The sequence below is a fragment of the Streptomyces sp. NPDC046915 genome (assembly GCF_040644935.1).
GTDB lineage: Bacteria > Actinomycetota > Actinomycetes > Streptomycetales > Streptomycetaceae > Streptomyces.
Genome location: NZ_JBEYXB010000013.1, coordinates 90,900 through 106,366 on the forward strand (window position 1 = coordinate 90,900; position 15,467 = coordinate 106,366).

The following is a 15,467-nucleotide window of genomic DNA, read 5'->3' on the forward strand; positions in this document are numbered from 1 at the left end:
GTCAGTCCCGCACGCTCTGCTCCGGCCCCTCCTCGCGGGCCTGCCGCAGGAGTTGGGCCACGTCCTCGGCGTCGACCCGCTTGGCGTCGATCTCGACGACGCGCCCGCCGTCCAGCTCGACCTTCAGCCGTACGTCGCCGCGGCGCGGCTGGGCGATCCAGGTGCGCAGGCAGGAGGCGAGCACGGTCAGTGGGCCGCCCGCCCCCAGCAGCACGGTCACGGTGTCCAGGGTGGCGCCCAGCTGTCCCGGTGCGGGTGCGGCTCCGGTCAGCCGGACCTTCCCGGCGAGCGCCGGTTCGCCTCTGAGCCAGTCGGTCAGCGACTCGGCGTCCCTGACCGGGTCCTCGCTCAGGACGGAGATGAGTGCGGTCGCCACGGTTCCCCCGTTTCCGCTCGATGACCTTGCGATGATCCTGCGATGCCCTCGCGTCGGTCTTGCAACGACCTTGATCGGCAAGGCTGTTGGGAAGAGACCAGTGTAAGCCGGGAGGGGTGGGTGAGTGCCGGTCAGTAGGGGCGGCGCCGTGGCCGGGTGAAGGTGCGGGCCACGCAGGACGGGATCACCGCGGTCTCCTCGTGCGGGCGGGCCCGGTACGCGCTCGGGGTCTCGCCGACCAGCTCGGTGAAGCGGGAACTGAACGAGCCCAGGGAGGTACAGCCCACGGCGATGCAGACCTCGGTGACGCTGAGGTCGCCGCGGCGCAGCAGGGCCTTGGCGCGCTCGATGCGGCGGGTCATGAGGTAGCTGTACGGCGTCTCCCCGAAGGCCTTGCGGAAGCTGCGCTGGAAGTGGCCGGGGGACATCAGGGCGGTGCGCGCGAGCTCGGCCATGTCGAGGGGCTCGGCGTACTCGCGGTTCATGCGGTCGCGGGTCCGGCGCAGGCGGACGAGGTCTTCGCGCGTCACCCCGACAGCATGGCACGGCGGGTGTGAATACGGTGCGTCTCACTTCGACGGACCCTTCGCCTCCAGTTGGCCGGGCGTTGGCCCGCGCTTGCTTCCCTCAAGGGATGGACCACATCACGTTCCTCGTGACGGTCGTCATCGTCACGGCGCTCGCCTTCGACTTCACCAACGGATTCCACGACACGGCGAACGCGATGGCCACGTCCATCGCCACCGGCGCGCTCAAACCGAAAACCGCGGTGCTGATCAGCGGTGCCCTCAACGTGGTCGGCGCCTTCCTGTCCACGGAGGTCGCCAAGACGATCTCCGGCGGGATCGTGGACGACACCCTCGTCACCCCGGGGATGATCTTCGCGGGGCTGGTCGGGGCGATCCTGTGGAACCTGCTGACCTGGCTGGCCGGGCTGCCGTCGAGTTCCTCGCACGCGCTGTTCGGCGGGCTCATCGGGGCCGTCTGGGTCGGTGCGGGGTCGCACGGCGTGCACTTCGACAAGGTTGTCGAGAAGATACTGATCCCGGCCGTGGCCTCGCCGGTGGTGGCCGGCCTGGCGGCGCTGATCGCGACGTACCTCGCCTACAAGCTCACTCAGCGGGCCCGCAAGGACTCGGTCACCAAGGGCTTCCGGCTCGGCCAGATAGCCTCGGCCTCACTGGTCTCCCTCGCGCACGGCACCAACGACGCCCAGAAGACCATGGGCGTCATCACGCTGACCCTGATCTCGGCGGGCGCGCTGGGCCATGACGCGGGACCGCCGGCCTGGGTGATCGCGTCGGCCGGGCTGGCGATCGGCCTGGGCACCTACATCGGCGGCTGGCGGATCATCCGCACGATGGGCAAGGGCCTCACCGAGATCCAGTCCCCGCAGGGCTTCGCCGCCGAGACGGCCTCCACGACCGTCATCCTCACCTCCGCCCACCTCGGCTTCGCCCTGTCCACCACCCAGGTCGCCTCCGGCAGCATCCTCGGCGCGGGCCTGGGCCGGCGCCTGGCGGAGGTCCGCTGGGGCGTCGCGGGCCGGATGGTGGTCGCCTGGCTGATCACCCTGCCCGCCGCCGCACTGGTCGGCGGGCTCGCCGCGAGCGTGGTCACGCACGGCGGCAACTTCGGCACGGTCGTCGTCGCGCTGGTCGGTGCGGCCCTCTCCGCGGGCATCGTCGTCATCTCACGCCGCAACCCGGTGCACGCCGACAACGTCAACGAGCACCACGAGGTCAACGTCCGTCCCACGGCACCGGCCCGCGTCGGCACGGCCGCCTGATCCAGGAGACTCGAGATGCATCTGGACTGGAACGCACTCGGCCAGGTCACCACGGTGAGCATCGGCGTCACCGTCGCGGTGGTCGTCGTGTTCGCCCTCGGCGTCCTCGGCCTCGCCCGTTTCGAGGGCGCCCGCGAGGAGGGCGACGGGACGGAGGTCCTCGGCATGGCCCAGGCCGGCCTGTGCTTCCTCGCCTGCGCGGCCGTGGTGGCGTACGGCATCTATCTGATCGTGCCGCAGTTCCACTGAGACGGGTACGAGGAAGACGAGACGAGAGCAAGGATGACGAGACGGGAGCAAGGATGACGATGCCGCCCCTGCTGACCGAACTGGCCGACCTGAAGGTCGACTACACCGACCCCGACGACCCGGTACTCGTCCGCCCCGACGGCAGCCCGATCGACACCTGGCGGGAGAACTACCCGTACGCGCAGCGGATGGAGCGCAAGGAGTACGACTGGCACAAGCGGCTCCAGCAGATCGAGTTGCTGAAGCTCCAGAGCTGGATCAAGGAGACCGGGCGCCGGCTGGTCATCGTCTTCGAGGGGCGGGACGCGGCCGGCAAGGGCGGCACCATCAAGCGCTTCACGGAGCACCTCAACCCGCGCGGCGCCCGGGTGGTGGCGCTGGAGAAGCCGACCGAACGCGAGCGCGGGCAGTGGTACTTCCAGCGGTACGTGGAGCATCTGCCGACCGAGGGCGAGATCGTGATGTTCGACCGCTCCTGGTACAACCGGGCCGGCGTCGAGCGGGTCATGGGCTTCTGCACGGACGACGAGTACCGGCGCTTCATGCGCCAGGCGCCGCTGTTCGAGCGGATGCTCGTGGACGACGGCGTCGACCTGGTGAAGTTCTGGTTCTCGGTCTCCCAGAGCGAGCAGCGCACCCGCTTCACCATCCGCCAGGTCGACCCCGTACGGCAGTGGAAGCTCAGCCCCATGGACCTCGCCTCGCTGGACCGCTGGGACGACTACACCGCCGCCAAGGTCGCCATGTTCCGCGAGACGGACACCGGGCACGCGCCCTGGACCGTGGTGAAGAGCAACGACAAGAAGCGCGCCCGGGTCGAGGCCATGCGCAGCGTCCTCGCCCGCTTCGACTACACCGGCAAGGACGACGAGATCGTCGGCCGCCCCGACCCGCGCGTCGTGGGTGCCGCGGCGGGCCTCCTGGAGGCCGGGGAGGACGACGACGGCGATCAGTGAACCTGCTGCGGCGGAACCGGAGTTGGGAGGACGGCAGTACGGTGGAACCGCGCGGGCCGCACGCCCGCGTGAACGGCTCCAGCGCACGGTCGTCCTCGCGGCACCCGCCGCCCACCCTCCGGAGCTGCCGACGTGACCGAACAGTCCGCCGCACACGCCGCCGCCGTCACCGACCGGGCCCGCCTCGCGGGAAGCGCCTACAACGGCGACCGGGACCTGGCCGCACGCCAGTCGCTCTACCAGTGGCAGACGCCCCGTCACGACCTGCCCGGCATCGTCGCCGAAAGACTGGGCGGCGTACGCGGGCGCGTGGTCGATGTCGGTTGCGGCAACGGCAAGTTCATCCAGCGGCTCCGTGAGGACCGGCCCGATCTGACGCTGCTCGGCCTGGACGTCGCTCCCGGCATCCTCGCCGGTGTGCCCGGCCCGGTCGCCGTGGCGGACGCCACCCGCCTGCCGTTGGCCACGGCGAGCGTCGACGCCGCCCTGGCGCCGCACATGCTGTACCACGTCCATGACATCCCTCAGGCGGTCAGGGAGTTGTCCCGTGTCGTCGCCCGAGACGGGTTGGTGATCGTCTCCACCAACAGCGATCGGGACAAGGCTGAACTCGACGACCTGTGGCAGCGGGCCGCCGGCGACGTCCTCGGCATCGGACGCGGTCCGGCCCGGATCTCGCTCAGTGCCCGCTTCTCACTGGAGAAGGCCCCGGCCTTCTTGGGAGAGGAGTTCGGCCGCGTGGAGACGATCAGGCTGCCAGGCACCATCACGGTCCACGATCCCGAGCCGGTCATCGCGCACATGGCCTCGTACCGGGCGTGGGCGGACCAGCACGACGTGCCCTTCGAGGCCACCGTCGAGCGGGCTCGCGTGATCCTCCTGGAGCACATCGCCCGACACGGAGCCTTCGAGATCACGTGCCTGGGCGGCATCCTCGTCTGCCGTCGGTGAAAGACGTCGCCGCGGGGCAGCACCCACCGGTGGGCGGGTGAAAAAGACCGTACCCGGTCCGGGAGGGGCGCCGGGGATGGCGCGGCCTGCGGACCGGGTACGGACAGGGAGACACTGCAACCAACGTAATCGCAGGTCAGAAGGCATAGGAAAAGATCAGGCCTTCTTGGTCTCCCAGAAGATCTTGTCGATCTGGGCGATGTAGTCCAGCGCCTTCTGGCCCGTCGCCGGGTCGGTGGAGCCCTTGGCGGCCGAGAGGGCCTTCAGGGTGTCGTTGACCAGCTGGTGCAGCTCCGGGTACTTCTCGAAGTGCGGGGGCTTGAAGTAGTCGCTCCAGAGCACGGAGACGTGGTGCTTGGCGAGCTCCGCGCGCTGCTCCTTGATGACGGTGGCGCGCGCCTGGAAGTGCGGGTCGTCGTTGGCGGCCATCTTCTCCTGGACGGCCTTCACCGACTCCGCCTCGATGCGGGCCTGGGCCGGGTCGTACACGCCACAGGGCAGGTCGCAGTGCGCGCTGACCTTGACCTTGGGGGCAAACAGGCGGGAAAGCATGGAGCATTCCTTCCTCGTGATCGTCTTCTCAGGTGGGACATTACTCCCTGAGGGACGGGATTTCGCGAGTGCCCCCTTGGGCTTAGGACAAAAGTCCGGGGTGAAACTGAGACTGGTGGAGGAACGGAACGGGGAGGTGCCGGGGATGCCGGAGCTGTCGCAGGAGACCGAACGGGGGAGGGTCGTTCCGCCCTTCGGGCTGGCCGAGGTGACCGGGCCGTCCATGGTGCCCACGCTCTACCACGGCGACCGGCTCGTGGTGCACTACGGCGCCAGGATCAGGCCGGGGGACGTGGTCGTCCTGCGCCATCCCTTCCAGCAGGACCTGCTCGTCGTCAAGCGCGCGGTGGAGCTGCGCGAGGGCGGCTGGTGGGTGCTCGGGGACAACACGTACGCGGGAGGGGACAGCACCGACTACGGGGCCGTGCCGGAGGACCTGGTCCTCGGGCGGGTCCGTTTGCGGTTCCGGCCGCTCAAGGCCGGTCAGCGCTCGCCGCTGGCGCTGGCCCGCTGGGCGCTGTCGGCCGCGAGGCCGGTCTTCTCCGACCGGTCGGCCTCCAGGCGCTTGCGGGCGCGGTAGGCGGCCACGTTGGCGCGGGTCGCGCAGCGGTCCGAGCAGTAGCGCCGGGAGCGGTTGGTGGAGGTGTCGAGGTAGGCGTTGCGGCAGGGCGGCGCCTCGCACAGGCCGAGGCGGTCGACGCCGTACTCCGTGAGGTGGAAGGCGAGGCCCATCGCGGCGATCGCCGCGTAGCCGGCCGTCGCGTTCGACGGGTGGTCGGCCAGGTGCATGTGCCACAGCGGGCGGCCGTCCTCGTCCCGGTGGTCGTGCCCGGAGATCTGCGGGCTCACCGGGAACTCCAGGAGCAGGGAGTTCAGCAGGTCGACGGCCAGGGTCTCGTCGCCGGTGTCGGCCGCCTCGAAGACCGCGCGCAGCCGGGCGCGCACCGAGCGGAAGCGCGTGACGTCCGCGTCGGCGGCGCGGCGGGCCGCGGAGGAGTTGGCGCCGAACAGATCGCGGACCGCGTCGACCGAGGTCAGGGTGTCCTTGCCCCGGGCCGGTTCCTCGCTGTTGACGAGACGCACGGCGTAATCCGAGTAATAGGCCAGTTCCACTTGTAGTCCTTACGGAGGCACTCTATGGTTTGGGATGCGGTCGGGTAATAGCCGGTCGTGCTTCCAGGGTATTACGCGGGTGAGGGGAGACAGGGTTTCCATGACCACCAGTACCGGAACCGACTGGGCGGCCTGGCAGGAGAGCTGGGACCGGCAGCAGGAGTGGTACATGCCGGACCGCGAGGAACGCTTCCGCATCATGCTCGACATGGCCGAGGCGGTCGTCGGCACCGCGCCGCGCGTCCTCGACCTCGCCTGCGGCACCGGCAGCATCACCGCCCGGCTGCTCGCCCGGTTCCCCGGCGCCACCAGCGTCGGCGTCGACCTCGACCCGGCCCTCCTGACCATCGCCGAGGGCACCTTCGCGGGCGACGAGCGGGTCACCCTCGTCACGGCCGACCTCAAGGACCCCGACTGGCCGGCGAGACTGCCGTACGACTCCTACGACGCCGTCCTGACCGCCACGGCCCTGCACTGGCTGCACAGCGAACCCCTCGCGGCCCTCTACGGTCAGGTCGCGGGACTCGTCCGCGACGGCGGTGTCTTCATGAACGCGGACCACATGATCGACGACACCACGCCCCGGATCAACGCGGCCGAGCGCGCCCAGCGCCACGCCCGCATGGATCAGGCCAGGGCCGCGGGCGCCCCGGACTGGGCCGAGTGGTGGCAGCTGGCGGCCGAGGACCCGGTCCTCGCGGGACCGACGGCCCGTCGCTTCGAGATCTACGGCGAGCACGCCGACGGCGACATGCCGCCCGCCGCGTGGCACTCACGTGTCCTGCGCGAGAAGGGCTTCGGCGAGGCCCGCGCGGTGTGGTGCTCGCCGTCGGACACCCTGCTGCTGGCGCTGAAGTGACAGAAGGGGCGGTACGGACATCCGTACCGCCCCTCTTGCTCGGCGTCTCGCTCAGCGGAGCGTCACAGCACCTTGGACAGGAACGACTTCGTCCGCTCGTGCTGCGGATTCGTCAGGACCTCGCGGGGGTGGCCGGACTCGACCACCACACCGTCGTCCATGAACACCAGGGAGTCCCCGACCTCGCGGGCGAAGCCCATCTCGTGCGTGACGACGATCATCGTCATGCCGTCCTCCGCGAGGTCCCGCATCACGTCCAGCACCTCGCCGACCAGCTCGGGGTCGAGGGCCGAGGTCGGCTCGTCGAAGAGCATCAGCTTCGGCTGCATCGCCAGCGCCCGCGCGATGGCGACGCGCTGCTGCTGACCGCCGGAGAGCTGGGCCGGGTAGTGGCCCTTGCGGTCGCCGAGGCCCACCCGGTCGAGGAGCCGCTCCGCGCGCTCCCGGGCGACCGCCTTGGACTCGCGCTTGACCTGGAGCGGCGCCTCCATGACGTTCTCCAGCGCCGTCATGTGCGGGAAGAGGTTGAAGCGCTGGAACACCATGCCGATGTCCCGCCGCTGCGCCGCGACCTCCTTCTCCTTCAGCTCGTAGAGCTTGTCGCCCTTCTGCCGGTAGCCCACCAGGTCGCCGTCGACGTACAGCCGGCCGGCGCTGATCTTCTCCAGGTGGTTGATGCACCGCAGGAAGGTGGACTTGCCGGAACCGGACGGGCCGATCAGGCAGAACACCTCGCGCGGGTTCACCTCCAGGTCGATGCCCTTGAGGATGTGCGACAGACCGAAGGACTTGTGCACGCCCTCGGCCCTGACCATCGGCGCGCCGCTGCTCGGCGGCGTGAAGTCCTTGCTGAGACCGGTCATCGGGCCACCTCCGGACGGCGGAACGAACCGAACATGCGGAGGTACTTCTTCAGGCGCTGGAACGGCGTCGGCGGCAGGTTGCGCGTCGAACCGCGGGCGTAACGGCGCTCGATGTAGTACTGGACGATGCTGAAGATCGTGGTCAGGAACAGGTACCAGATGCAGGCGACGAAGTACATCTCGACGACCGCCAGCGAGGCGCTGGAGATGTCGTTGGCCTTCTTGATCAGCTCGGGGAGCTGGACCGCGTAGGCCAGCGACGAGGTCTTCAGCATGTTGATGAACTCGTTGCCGGTCGGCGGGATGATGACCCGCATGGCCTGCGGGAGGATCACCCGGCGCAGCGTCTGGCCCTGGGTCATGCCCAGCGCGTGCGACGCCTCCGTCTGCCCCTCGTCGACCGACTGGATGCCGGCGCGGACGATCTCCGACATGTACGCGGCCTCGTTCAGGCCGAGACCCAGCAGGGCCGTGAGGACCGGTGTCATCACCTGGTTCATCTCGTCCTTGTAGAACCCCAGGTTCAGGACGGGGAAGACGAGCGCGATGTTGTACCAGAGCAGCAGCTGGACCAGGACCGGGGTGCCCCGGAAGAACCAGATGTAGAACCAGGACACGGTGCTGGTGACCGGGTTCGACGACAGCCGCATCACGGCGAGGACCACGCCGAGGGCGACGCCGAGCACCATGGCCAGCACGGAGATGTACAGCGTGGTCCAGGCGCCGGCCACGATGCCCGGATCGAAGACGTAGTCGGGGATGACGCTGTAGTTGATCTTCGCGTTGGAGAACGCGATCCCGATCAGCGCCACGATGGCGATGACCACGACGCCGGACACCCAGCGGCCGTAGTGCCGCACAGGGATGGCCTTGATCTGCTCCGGCGGCAGCGACGGCGCCGGAACCTTGTCGACGGTGTCAGTCACGATGACAGCCCTTCAGTGTTGCCCGAGGCTGTTCAGGAGCCGCCGTTGATCTTCGACTCGGTGACCGCACCCTGCGTGACGTTCCACTTCTGAAGGATCTTCTGGTACTCGCCGTTCTTGATGATCGCGGCCATGGCGGCCTGGAGGGCGTCCCGCAGCTGGGTGTTCTCCTTGCTGACCGCGATGCCGTACGGACCCGCCTCGATCTGGTCGCCGACGACCTCGAAGTCCTTGCCGCCACCGGAGGTCTTCGCGTTGTAGGCCGCCACCGGGAAGTCGTTCAGGTCGGCGACGGACGCGCCCTGCTTCAGACGGAGCAGCGCCTCGGGGTCGGTGTCGAAGGTCTGAAGATCGATGGCCTTCTTGCCGTCCTTCGTGCACTTCTTGGTCTGCGCCTTGGCGATGCCCTCGGACGTGGTGCCCTTCTGCAGGGCCACGACCTTGCCGCACAGGTCGTCGAGCGACTTGATGCCCTTCGGGTTGCCCTTCTGGACCAGGATCGAGGTGCCGGCGGTGAAGTAGTCGACGAAGTCGACGCCGTTGCCGACCTTCTTGCCGGTGTCGGAGTTGATGCCGTTCTGGCGGTCCTTGGTGTCGTTCATCGCCGACATGAGCACCTGGAACCGCTTGGCCTGAAGGCCCACGATCAGGTTGTCGAACTTGCCGTTCTGGAACTCGAACTTCACGCCCAGCTGCTTGCCGAGGGCGTCCGCGATGTCCGGGTCGATGCCGACGGCCTTGCCGCCCTGCATGACCTCGACCGGCGGGTACGCGATGTCGGAGCCCACCTGGACGACGCCCGCCTTGCGGATGTCCGCGGGGAGCTTGGCGGCGAGGGGCGCCGAGGAGGAAGCGGAGCTCGAGTTGTCCGAACCGCTCTTGTCGGTGTGGTCACCGCAGCCGGTGAGCAGCAGAGCGCCTGCGACCGCGATCGCACCGACCGCGGCCAGACGGGAGTGCGCGGCGGTCGTACGACGGGTGGAGCTTGCGGTCATTGTGGGTTCCTCCGGCGGATGGGTGGAGATGCCGATGGGTCGACGAGAACACACACCTTCGGGTGTCGCGACCTCGTGGGTTTACGGCATCTTGCCAGTCGGACTACGCCGTTCAGGTCACTGACTATGTCAAAATCGGATAACGGGTGACCCCCCGAACCGCATCAGGTCGGCACATCCTCGGCACCACATCACCCGGTATCTGCGGGAATCCAGCCGTCCAGCCGGAAAATCTTCGGTGCGTCCCATGATGTGGTCGGCCTTGAGGCTCCGACCAGGCCCCGTCGAGGGCCGCGATGTGACCTTGCACCTAATGGACTCGTCGTCGGTGCCGTCCGTCCGGTAAGAAGGTTCTTTACACCCCTCATCCGGGGCTCAGGGCGCGTGTGCGGCGCGCCCGTCGTGTACGCCCGTACGTATCAGTGAATCGGGCCGTGCACGGTCCCGCCCACCCCTCACCAGGAGTGGTCAACCCTCAACCGTAAATACTTAAGGGGTAAAACAAAGTGGCAGCGGAGATCGTCAATCCTCGCAGCGACAGCAATACGGACCAGGACGGCGGGGCCGAGCCCCTCGATGCCTTCGATCCGGCGTTCGCGCTGCACCGCGGCGGCAAGATGGCCGTGCAGGCCACCGTGCCGGTCCGTGACAAGGACGACCTTTCCCTCGCGTACACGCCCGGTGTGGCGCGCGTGTGCACCGCGATCGCGGAGAAGCCCGAGCTGGTCGACGACTACACGTGGAAGTCGTCGGTGGTCGCTGTCGTGACCGACGGTACGGCCGTGCTGGGGCTCGGGGACATCGGTCCCCTGGCCTCCCTCCCGGTGATGGAGGGCAAGGCGATCCTGTTCAAGCAGTTCGGCGGCGTGGACGCGGTGCCGATCGCGCTCGACTGCACGGGCGTCGACGAGATCGTCGAGACCGTGGTCCGGCTCGCCCCGTCCTTCGGTGGGGTGAACCTCGAGGACATCTCGGCGCCGCGGTGCTTCGAGGTCGAGCGGCAGCTCCAGGAGCGGCTGGACATCCCGGTCTTCCACGACGACCAGCACGGCACGGCCGTGGTGACCCTGGCGGCGCTGCGGAACGCGGCGCGGCTGAGCGGCCGGTCGATCGGCGACCTGCGGGCCGTCATCTCCGGCGCCGGCGCGGCCGGTGTCGCCATCGCCAAGATGCTGGTCGAGGCCGGCATCGGGGATGTCGCGGTCGCCGACCGCAAGGGCGTGGTGTCCGCCGACCGTGAGGACCTGAACTCCGTCAAGCGCGAGCTGGCCGGGTTCACCAACAAGGCGGGCATCAGCGGATCGCTGGAGGACGCGCTGGCCGGCGCCGACGTCTTCATCGGCGTCTCCGGCGGCACGGTCGCCGAGGCGGCGGTGGCCTCCATGGCGGAGGGCGCCTTCGTGTTCGCGATGGCCAACCCGAACCCGGAGGTGCACCCCGAGGTCGCGCACAAGTACGCGGCTGTCGTCGCCACCGGCCGGTCGGACTTCCCGAACCAGATCAACAACGTGCTGGCGTTCCCCGGGATCTTCGCGGGCGCGCTTCAGGTGCGGGCCTCCCGGATCACCGAGGGGATGAAGATCGCGGCGGCCGAGGCGCTTGCCGCGGTCGTCGGGGACGACCTCGCCGCCGACTACGTGATTCCCTCGCCGTTCGACGAGCGGGTGGCTCCTGCCGTGACCGCGGCGGTCGCCGCCGCTGCCCGGGCCGAGGGTGTTGCCCGTCGGTGAGCCTGAATGACCCCGTCCGTCCGGGCGGGGTCATTTCTTTCCCACCCGCATTGGGCCGACCTGGCAAGAGGGCATGTGTCACAGGGGTCTGTGGTTCCGCCGGCCCCGCCGGGAACCTATCGTCGTGCCCATGTTCGCTGTCTACGCCGCCCGAATCGACCGCGACCAGCCGCTTTCCGGCCTTGAGTTGGGGGAGCGCCCGGCCCCCGAGGCCCGTCCCGGCTGGAGCACGGTCGACGTCAGGGCCGCCTCCCTCAATCACCACGACCTCTGGTCCCTGCGCGGCGTCGGCCTCGCCGAGGACAAGCTGCCGATGATCCTCGGCTGTGACGCCGCCGGCGTCGACGAGGACGGCAACGAGGTCGTCCTGCACTCCGTCATCGGGCAGACCGGCCACGGCGTCGGCCCGAACGAACCCCGCTCCATCCTCACCGAGCGCTACCAGGGCACCTTCGCCGAGCAGGTCGCCGTGCCGACCTGGAACGTCCTGCCCAAGCCCAAGGAGCTCTCCTTCGCGGAGGCCGCCTGCCTGCCCACGGCCTGGCTGACGGCGTACCGGATGCTGTTCACCAACGCGGGGGTGCGGCCCGGTGACTCCGTCCTCGTCCAGGGGGCCGGCGGCGGTGTCGCCACGGCCGCGATCGTGCTCGGCAAGGCGGCCGGGCTGCGGGTCTTCGCCACCAGCCGGGACGAGGCCAAGCGGAAGCGGGCCCTGGAGCTGGGTGCCGTCGAGGCGGTCGAGTCGGGGGCGCGGCTCCCGCAGCGGGTGGACGCCGTGATCGAGACCGTCGGCGCCGCCACCTGGTCCCACTCGGTGAAGTCGCTGCGGCCCGGCGGCACGATCGTCATCTCCGGGGCCACCAGCGGCGACCGTCCCTCGCACGCCGAGCTGACCCGCATCTTCTTCCTGGAGCTGAAGGTCGTGGGCTCCACGATGGGCACCAAGGACGAACTGGAGGACCTGCTCTCCTTCTGCGCCGCCACCGGTGTCCGCCCCGTCATCGACGAGGTGCTCCCACTCGATCGCGCCCGCGAGGGCTTCGAGCGGCTGGAGTCCGGCGACCAGTTCGGCAAGATCGTCCTCACCAACGGCTGATCCTCACTTCCGCGCGTCGCGGCTGTCCGACGGCCGGTCCGGTTTTCCGGGCCGGCCGTCGCCGTTTGTCAACCATGGTTGACGGAAGGGGTGGTGTCAACCTATGTTGACGTCATGACCGAAGCAACGGATCTCGCCGAGCGTGCGGGCGACCGCGATCCACGGGTCGGGCTGCGGGCCGTCGCCGCACTGCGCAGGCTGCTCGAGCAGCTCGAAGCGGTGCAGGTGCGCAGTGCGCGCAACCAGGGCTGGTCGTGGCAGGAGATCGCCGCCGAGCTGGGCGTCAGCAGGCAGGCCGTGCACAAGAAGTACGGGAGGCAGTGATGTTCGAACGCTTCACCAAGGACGCTCGGGAAGTCGTACGGGGGGCGTTCGAGCACGGGGAGCGCGCGGGGGCGCAGTCCGTCGGCGCGGAGTATCTGCTGCTGGCCCTGCTCGACCGGGAAGCGAGCCGCGCTTCCTTCGCGCTGGCCGCGCTCGGACTCGCCGAGCGCAAGGCCTCTGTGCGGGAGGCTCTGGCCGAGGCGCGGCGGAGGGCAGGTCTGTCCCGGGCCGAGGCGGACGCTCTCGCCGGACTCGGGATCGACGTGTCGGAGATCGTCTCCCGAGTCGAGGAGGCGCACGGCGTCGGGGCGATGTCCGGCGACCGCCAGGACAAGGGCTGGTGGTCGGGGCGCCGCTCCTTCAGCCGGGACGCGAAGGACGTCCTGGAAGGGGCGCTGCGCGTCGCCCTCGCCCACCGCGACCGCCACATCGGCGACGAGCACCTCCTGCTCGCCCTCGCCTCCCGGCCCGGCGTGCCGGCCGAGGTCCTCGCCGACCACGGCGTGACCTTCGAGTCGCTGACGCGCGTGCTGTACGGCGGCGGCGAGGCAAAGGCGGGCTGACGAGCCCGCCCGCCTGTTGCCCCTGCCCGGTGCTGCCCTGTTCTGTGCTCAGGCCTTGGGGTTCCGCAGGATCACCCCGATGTGTGCCGCCGCCGTCGACAGATGGCGGCGGGTGTCGCGGAGCTGGTCGCCGGTGACGCCGTGGTCGCGGGCCGCGTCCCGGATGTCGTCCCGGAACCGGTCGAGCAGGCGGTCCAGGTCGCGGGCGGGGTCGCCGGTGGGGTCCTCGTGGGCCCAGGCCGGTTCGTAGTCGGCGGGGAAGTCCTCCGGGGTGTCGGAGTACTCGGGGGTGCGCTTCCCCGTGCCGGCGCCGGTCTTCTCGGTGCCCGTGCGGCCGAAGCCGAAGTCCTTGCCGAACTCGCTGAACTCCTTGGTGAGTTCGGAGAGACCCTCCCGGAGCCCGGTCGGCCAGTCCCCGCGGGTGAAGTGGTCCTGGACGTGCTCCTGGACGCGGCGGGCGATGCGCTGCATCTCCTCCTGGGCCTGCTCCCGCGCCTGTGACTGCGCCTCCTGGGCCTGGCGGCGGGCTCGCTGGGCCTCCTCGCGGGCCCGGCGGCTCTCGTCCTTGGCGCGGCGGGCCTGCTCCTTCCACTCCTGCTTGACCCGGCGCATCTCCTCCTTGGCGAGGCGCCAGGCCTCCCTCTCGGCCGGCCCGCCGTATTCCGCGAAGGGGTCGTGGTCGCCGGCGCCCGCCTTGCCGCCCTGCCGGGCCTGCGAGGCCGCCGCCCGCATCTCGCGCCGCAAATCGCCCGCCGCGCCGCGCACGTCGGCCTTTATCTCGGCGGCGAGCTCGGCGACCGACTCGCGGATCTCCAGCTCCAGGTCGGCCAGCTCACCGCTGCGGTCGGCCAGCTCGGTGCGGCCGGCGTCCGTGATCGCGTACACCTTGCGGCCGCCCTCCGTGGTGTGGGTGACCAGGCCCTCGGCCTCCAGCTTGGCCAGCCGGGGGTAGACGGTGCCCGCCGACGGTGCGTACAGCCCCTGGAAGCGTTCCTCTAGGAGCCGGATCACCTCGTAGCCGTGGCGCGGGGCCTCGTCGAGCAGCTTCAGCAGGTAGAGGCGGAGGCGGCCGTGGGCGAAGACGGGAGGCATGTCAGAGCACCTTCTTGTCGGTCGTGCCGTCGGCCGGGGCGTCGCCGCCTGCGGGGCCGCCCCGGCCGGAAACGGAATTGTCCCCCGAGTCGTGCTGTGGTCCGGCCGGTGGGGCGTCCTCCTCGTCGTCCCTGGGCGGGCGGCGGAGCAGGGCGATCGAGCCGGAGACCGTCGTGGCCCTGAGCTTGCCGGTGCCCGCGCCGAGCCGGCCGGTGACCTTGTGGGCGCCCCAACGGCCGTGCACCCGGAGGTCGTCGAAGGCGTTGGAGATGCTTCCGCTCGCGGTGTTCGCCTCGACGTCGGCGTCGGCCGGGTGCGGGAGCCGGATGGCGATCTCACCGGAGACGCTGGTCAGTCCGACGTCGGTCGGGCCGTCCGGGTCGAGATCGATGATCATCGAGCCGCTGACCGACTCGGCCCGCACCGAGGAGCCCGAGGCCTCCACCACGGTCAGGTCTCCGGAGACGGAGTTGAACCGCAGGTCACCGGTGACGGCCTGTGCCTCGAGGTTGCCGGACACCGTTTCCGCGCGCACCGGGCCGGAGAGGGAGACGAGCGTGGTGTCGCCGGTGACGCCCTTGACCACCGAGGGCCCGCGGAGCCCGGAGACGACGGCCGCGGCGCCGATCACGCCGACCTCCACCCGGGTGTCCGCCGGGACCGCGAGGGAGACGACCGCGCTGCGCCGCCAGCCCTGCCGGTCCAGCCACTTCAGGAAGCCCTTCCAGGGCAGGTCCTCGTAGGCCACCGTGAGGGTGCCGCCCTGCTGGGTGACCACCAGGGGTGGGCCCTCGATGTCCGTGACCTCGAGGCGGGCGGAACCTTCGTCCGTACCCACGACGTTCACTGTTCCGTTGACCACGCGTACGTGCAGATCGCGGACGGGGGTGTCGAAGGTGAGCTTGGTGGGCTCGGCGACGGACCACTCGGACATGGGTGTGACCTCCTCGCAGGGACGCGACACGCCATATCGCGTCTTCTGAGAAACACGATATATCGTGGACGCGGGAAGTCAAGACACTCGTTTGAGGGC

General features: G+C 69.9%; 19 protein-coding genes. 10 read left to right on the forward strand and 9 right to left on the reverse strand.

Going from position 1 to position 15,467, the window contains the following annotated elements; genetic code table 11:
- Position 1 precedes the first annotated feature (1 nt).
- Entirely contained in the window at positions 2 to 376 is a 375-nt protein-coding gene (locus tag ABZ915_RS30430; RefSeq protein ID WP_361809871.1) for a hypothetical protein, read from the reverse strand.
- Positions 377 to 507: 131 nt separating this feature from the next.
- Positions 508 to 906: a helix-turn-helix transcriptional regulator gene (locus ABZ915_RS30435; RefSeq protein WP_361809873.1), complete on the reverse strand. Its 399-nt coding sequence runs from the start codon at positions 904 to 906 to the stop codon at positions 508 to 510.
- 104 nt (positions 907 to 1,010) lie between these two features.
- Here ABZ915_RS30435 and ABZ915_RS30440 point away from each other — a divergent pair, with 104 nt between their 5' ends.
- From ABZ915_RS30440 to ABZ915_RS30455, 4 genes are all read left to right on the forward strand, one after another.
- The gene (locus tag ABZ915_RS30440) at positions 1,011 to 2,165 is read left to right on the forward strand and encodes an inorganic phosphate transporter (RefSeq protein WP_361809875.1); all 1,155 of its coding nucleotides are present in this window, start codon (positions 1,011 to 1,013) and stop codon (positions 2,163 to 2,165) included.
- 15 nt (positions 2,166 to 2,180) lie between these two features.
- Complete coding sequence (locus ABZ915_RS30445) at positions 2,181 to 2,414, forward strand: hypothetical protein (protein ID WP_361809877.1); 234 nt, start codon at positions 2,181 to 2,183, stop codon at positions 2,412 to 2,414.
- A gap of 59 nt (positions 2,415 to 2,473) precedes the next feature.
- The gene (gene ppk2 / locus ABZ915_RS30450; RefSeq protein WP_361810177.1) at positions 2,474 to 3,370 is read left to right on the forward strand and encodes a polyphosphate kinase 2; all 897 of its coding nucleotides are present in this window, start codon (positions 2,474 to 2,476) and stop codon (positions 3,368 to 3,370) included.
- Positions 3,371 to 3,502: 132 nt separating this feature from the next.
- Positions 3,503 to 4,321: a class I SAM-dependent methyltransferase gene (locus tag ABZ915_RS30455; protein ID WP_361809879.1), complete on the forward strand. Its 819-nt coding sequence runs from the start codon at positions 3,503 to 3,505 to the stop codon at positions 4,319 to 4,321.
- Positions 4,322 to 4,477: 156 nt separating this feature from the next.
- Here the strand turns inward: ABZ915_RS30455 and sodN are convergent, their stop codons facing one another.
- Positions 4,478 to 4,873, reverse strand: a complete 396-nt coding sequence (sodN, locus tag ABZ915_RS30460; RefSeq protein WP_031140564.1) for a superoxide dismutase, Ni — start codon at positions 4,871 to 4,873, stop codon at positions 4,478 to 4,480.
- 145 nt (positions 4,874 to 5,018) lie between these two features.
- Here sodN and sodX point away from each other — a divergent pair, with 145 nt between their 5' ends.
- Positions 5,019 to 5,453, forward strand: coding sequence for a nickel-type superoxide dismutase maturation protease (sodX, locus tag ABZ915_RS30465; protein ID WP_361810179.1), 435 nt, complete (start codon positions 5,019 to 5,021; stop codon positions 5,451 to 5,453).
- Here the strand turns inward: sodX and ABZ915_RS30470 are convergent.
- Positions 5,357 to 5,986 carry a CGNR zinc finger domain-containing protein gene (locus ABZ915_RS30470; protein ID WP_361809881.1) on the reverse strand — a complete coding sequence of 210 codons (630 nt, stop codon included), beginning with the start codon at positions 5,984 to 5,986 and terminating at the stop codon, positions 5,357 to 5,359. The two genes, sodX and ABZ915_RS30470, sit on opposite strands and share 97 nt — an antisense overlap.
- A gap of 100 nt (positions 5,987 to 6,086) precedes the next feature.
- On the opposite strand from ABZ915_RS30470, the gene ABZ915_RS30475 reads away from it, so the two are divergent.
- On the forward strand, positions 6,087 to 6,845 hold the full coding sequence (locus ABZ915_RS30475; RefSeq protein WP_361809883.1) for a class I SAM-dependent methyltransferase: 759 nt from the start codon (positions 6,087 to 6,089) through the stop codon (positions 6,843 to 6,845).
- A gap of 62 nt (positions 6,846 to 6,907) precedes the next feature.
- Here the strand turns inward: ABZ915_RS30475 and ABZ915_RS30480 are convergent, their stop codons facing one another.
- The 3 genes from ABZ915_RS30480 to ABZ915_RS30490 are packed head-to-tail and all read right to left on the reverse strand — an operon-like array spanning position 6,908 to position 9,629.
- Entirely contained in the window at positions 6,908 to 7,708 is an 801-nt protein-coding gene (locus ABZ915_RS30480; RefSeq protein ID WP_361809885.1) for an amino acid ABC transporter ATP-binding protein, read from the reverse strand.
- A complete protein-coding gene (locus ABZ915_RS30485; RefSeq protein ID WP_361809887.1) occupies positions 7,705 to 8,634 on the reverse strand; it encodes an amino acid ABC transporter permease in 930 nt (309 codons plus the stop codon). The genes ABZ915_RS30480 and ABZ915_RS30485 overlap by 4 nt, the downstream gene beginning before the upstream one ends.
- A 32-nt stretch (positions 8,635 to 8,666) precedes the next feature.
- Positions 8,667 to 9,629, reverse strand: coding sequence for an ABC transporter substrate-binding protein (locus ABZ915_RS30490; protein WP_361809889.1), 963 nt, complete (start codon positions 9,627 to 9,629; stop codon positions 8,667 to 8,669).
- 506 nt (positions 9,630 to 10,135) lie between these two features.
- Here ABZ915_RS30490 and ABZ915_RS30495 point away from each other — a divergent pair.
- The 4 genes from ABZ915_RS30495 (at position 10,136) to ABZ915_RS30510 (ending at position 13,342) form a co-directional block, all read left to right on the forward strand.
- Positions 10,136 to 11,359 carry an NADP-dependent malic enzyme gene (locus tag ABZ915_RS30495; RefSeq protein WP_361809891.1) on the forward strand — a complete coding sequence of 408 codons (1,224 nt, stop codon included), beginning with the start codon at positions 10,136 to 10,138 and terminating at the stop codon, positions 11,357 to 11,359.
- 130 nt (positions 11,360 to 11,489) lie between these two features.
- On the forward strand, positions 11,490 to 12,455 hold the full coding sequence (locus tag ABZ915_RS30500) for a zinc-binding dehydrogenase (RefSeq protein WP_361809893.1): 966 nt from the start codon (positions 11,490 to 11,492) through the stop codon (positions 12,453 to 12,455).
- A gap of 114 nt (positions 12,456 to 12,569) precedes the next feature.
- Positions 12,570 to 12,779 carry an HTH domain-containing protein gene (locus tag ABZ915_RS30505; RefSeq protein ID WP_018571396.1) on the forward strand — a complete coding sequence of 70 codons (210 nt, stop codon included), beginning with the start codon at positions 12,570 to 12,572 and terminating at the stop codon, positions 12,777 to 12,779.
- The gene (locus ABZ915_RS30510) at positions 12,779 to 13,342 is read left to right on the forward strand and encodes a Clp protease N-terminal domain-containing protein (RefSeq protein WP_361809895.1); all 564 of its coding nucleotides are present in this window, start codon (positions 12,779 to 12,781) and stop codon (positions 13,340 to 13,342) included. The genes ABZ915_RS30505 and ABZ915_RS30510 overlap by 1 nt, the downstream gene beginning before the upstream one ends.
- 48 nt (positions 13,343 to 13,390) lie before the next feature.
- Here the strand turns inward: ABZ915_RS30510 and ABZ915_RS30515 are convergent, their stop codons facing one another.
- Entirely contained in the window at positions 13,391 to 14,434 is a 1,044-nt protein-coding gene (locus tag ABZ915_RS30515; RefSeq protein ID WP_361809897.1) for a helix-turn-helix transcriptional regulator, read from the reverse strand.
- Position 14,435: 1 nt separating this feature from the next.
- Positions 14,436 to 15,368: a hypothetical protein gene (locus ABZ915_RS30520; RefSeq protein ID WP_361809899.1), complete on the reverse strand. Its 933-nt coding sequence runs from the start codon at positions 15,366 to 15,368 to the stop codon at positions 14,436 to 14,438.
- Positions 15,369 to 15,467: the final 99 nt, after the last annotated feature.

Excerpts from the sequence above, each read along its gene's own strand:
- ABZ915_RS30520 (WP_361809899.1), bottom strand. The coding sequence starts at position 15,368 with ATGTCCGAGTGGTCCGTCGCCGAGCCCACCAAGCTCACCTTCGACACC.
- ppk2 (WP_361810177.1), top strand. The coding sequence starts at position 2,474 with ATGCCGCCCCTGCTGACCGAACTGGCCGACCTGAAGGTCGACTACACC.
- ABZ915_RS30500 (WP_361809893.1), top strand. The coding sequence starts at position 11,490 with ATGTTCGCTGTCTACGCCGCCCGAATCGACCGCGACCAGCCGCTTTCC.
- ABZ915_RS30490 (WP_361809889.1), bottom strand. The coding sequence starts at position 9,629 with ATGACCGCAAGCTCCACCCGTCGTACGACCGCCGCGCACTCCCGTCTG.
- ABZ915_RS30440 (WP_361809875.1), top strand. The coding sequence starts at position 1,011 with ATGGACCACATCACGTTCCTCGTGACGGTCGTCATCGTCACGGCGCTC.
- ABZ915_RS30505 (WP_018571396.1), top strand. The coding sequence starts at position 12,570 with ATGACCGAAGCAACGGATCTCGCCGAGCGTGCGGGCGACCGCGATCCA.
- sodN (WP_031140564.1), bottom strand. The coding sequence starts at position 4,873 with ATGCTTTCCCGCCTGTTTGCCCCCAAGGTCAAGGTCAGCGCGCACTGC.
- ABZ915_RS30480 (WP_361809885.1), bottom strand. The coding sequence starts at position 7,708 with ATGACCGGTCTCAGCAAGGACTTCACGCCGCCGAGCAGCGGCGCGCCG.
- ABZ915_RS30515 (WP_361809897.1), bottom strand. The coding sequence starts at position 14,434 with ATGCCTCCCGTCTTCGCCCACGGCCGCCTCCGCCTCTACCTGCTGAAG.
- ABZ915_RS30475 (WP_361809883.1), top strand. The coding sequence starts at position 6,087 with ATGACCACCAGTACCGGAACCGACTGGGCGGCCTGGCAGGAGAGCTGG.
- ABZ915_RS30445 (WP_361809877.1), top strand. The coding sequence starts at position 2,181 with ATGCATCTGGACTGGAACGCACTCGGCCAGGTCACCACGGTGAGCATC.
- ABZ915_RS30510 (WP_361809895.1), top strand. The coding sequence starts at position 12,779 with ATGTTCGAACGCTTCACCAAGGACGCTCGGGAAGTCGTACGGGGGGCG.
- sodX (WP_361810179.1), top strand. The coding sequence starts at position 5,019 with ATGCCGGAGCTGTCGCAGGAGACCGAACGGGGGAGGGTCGTTCCGCCC.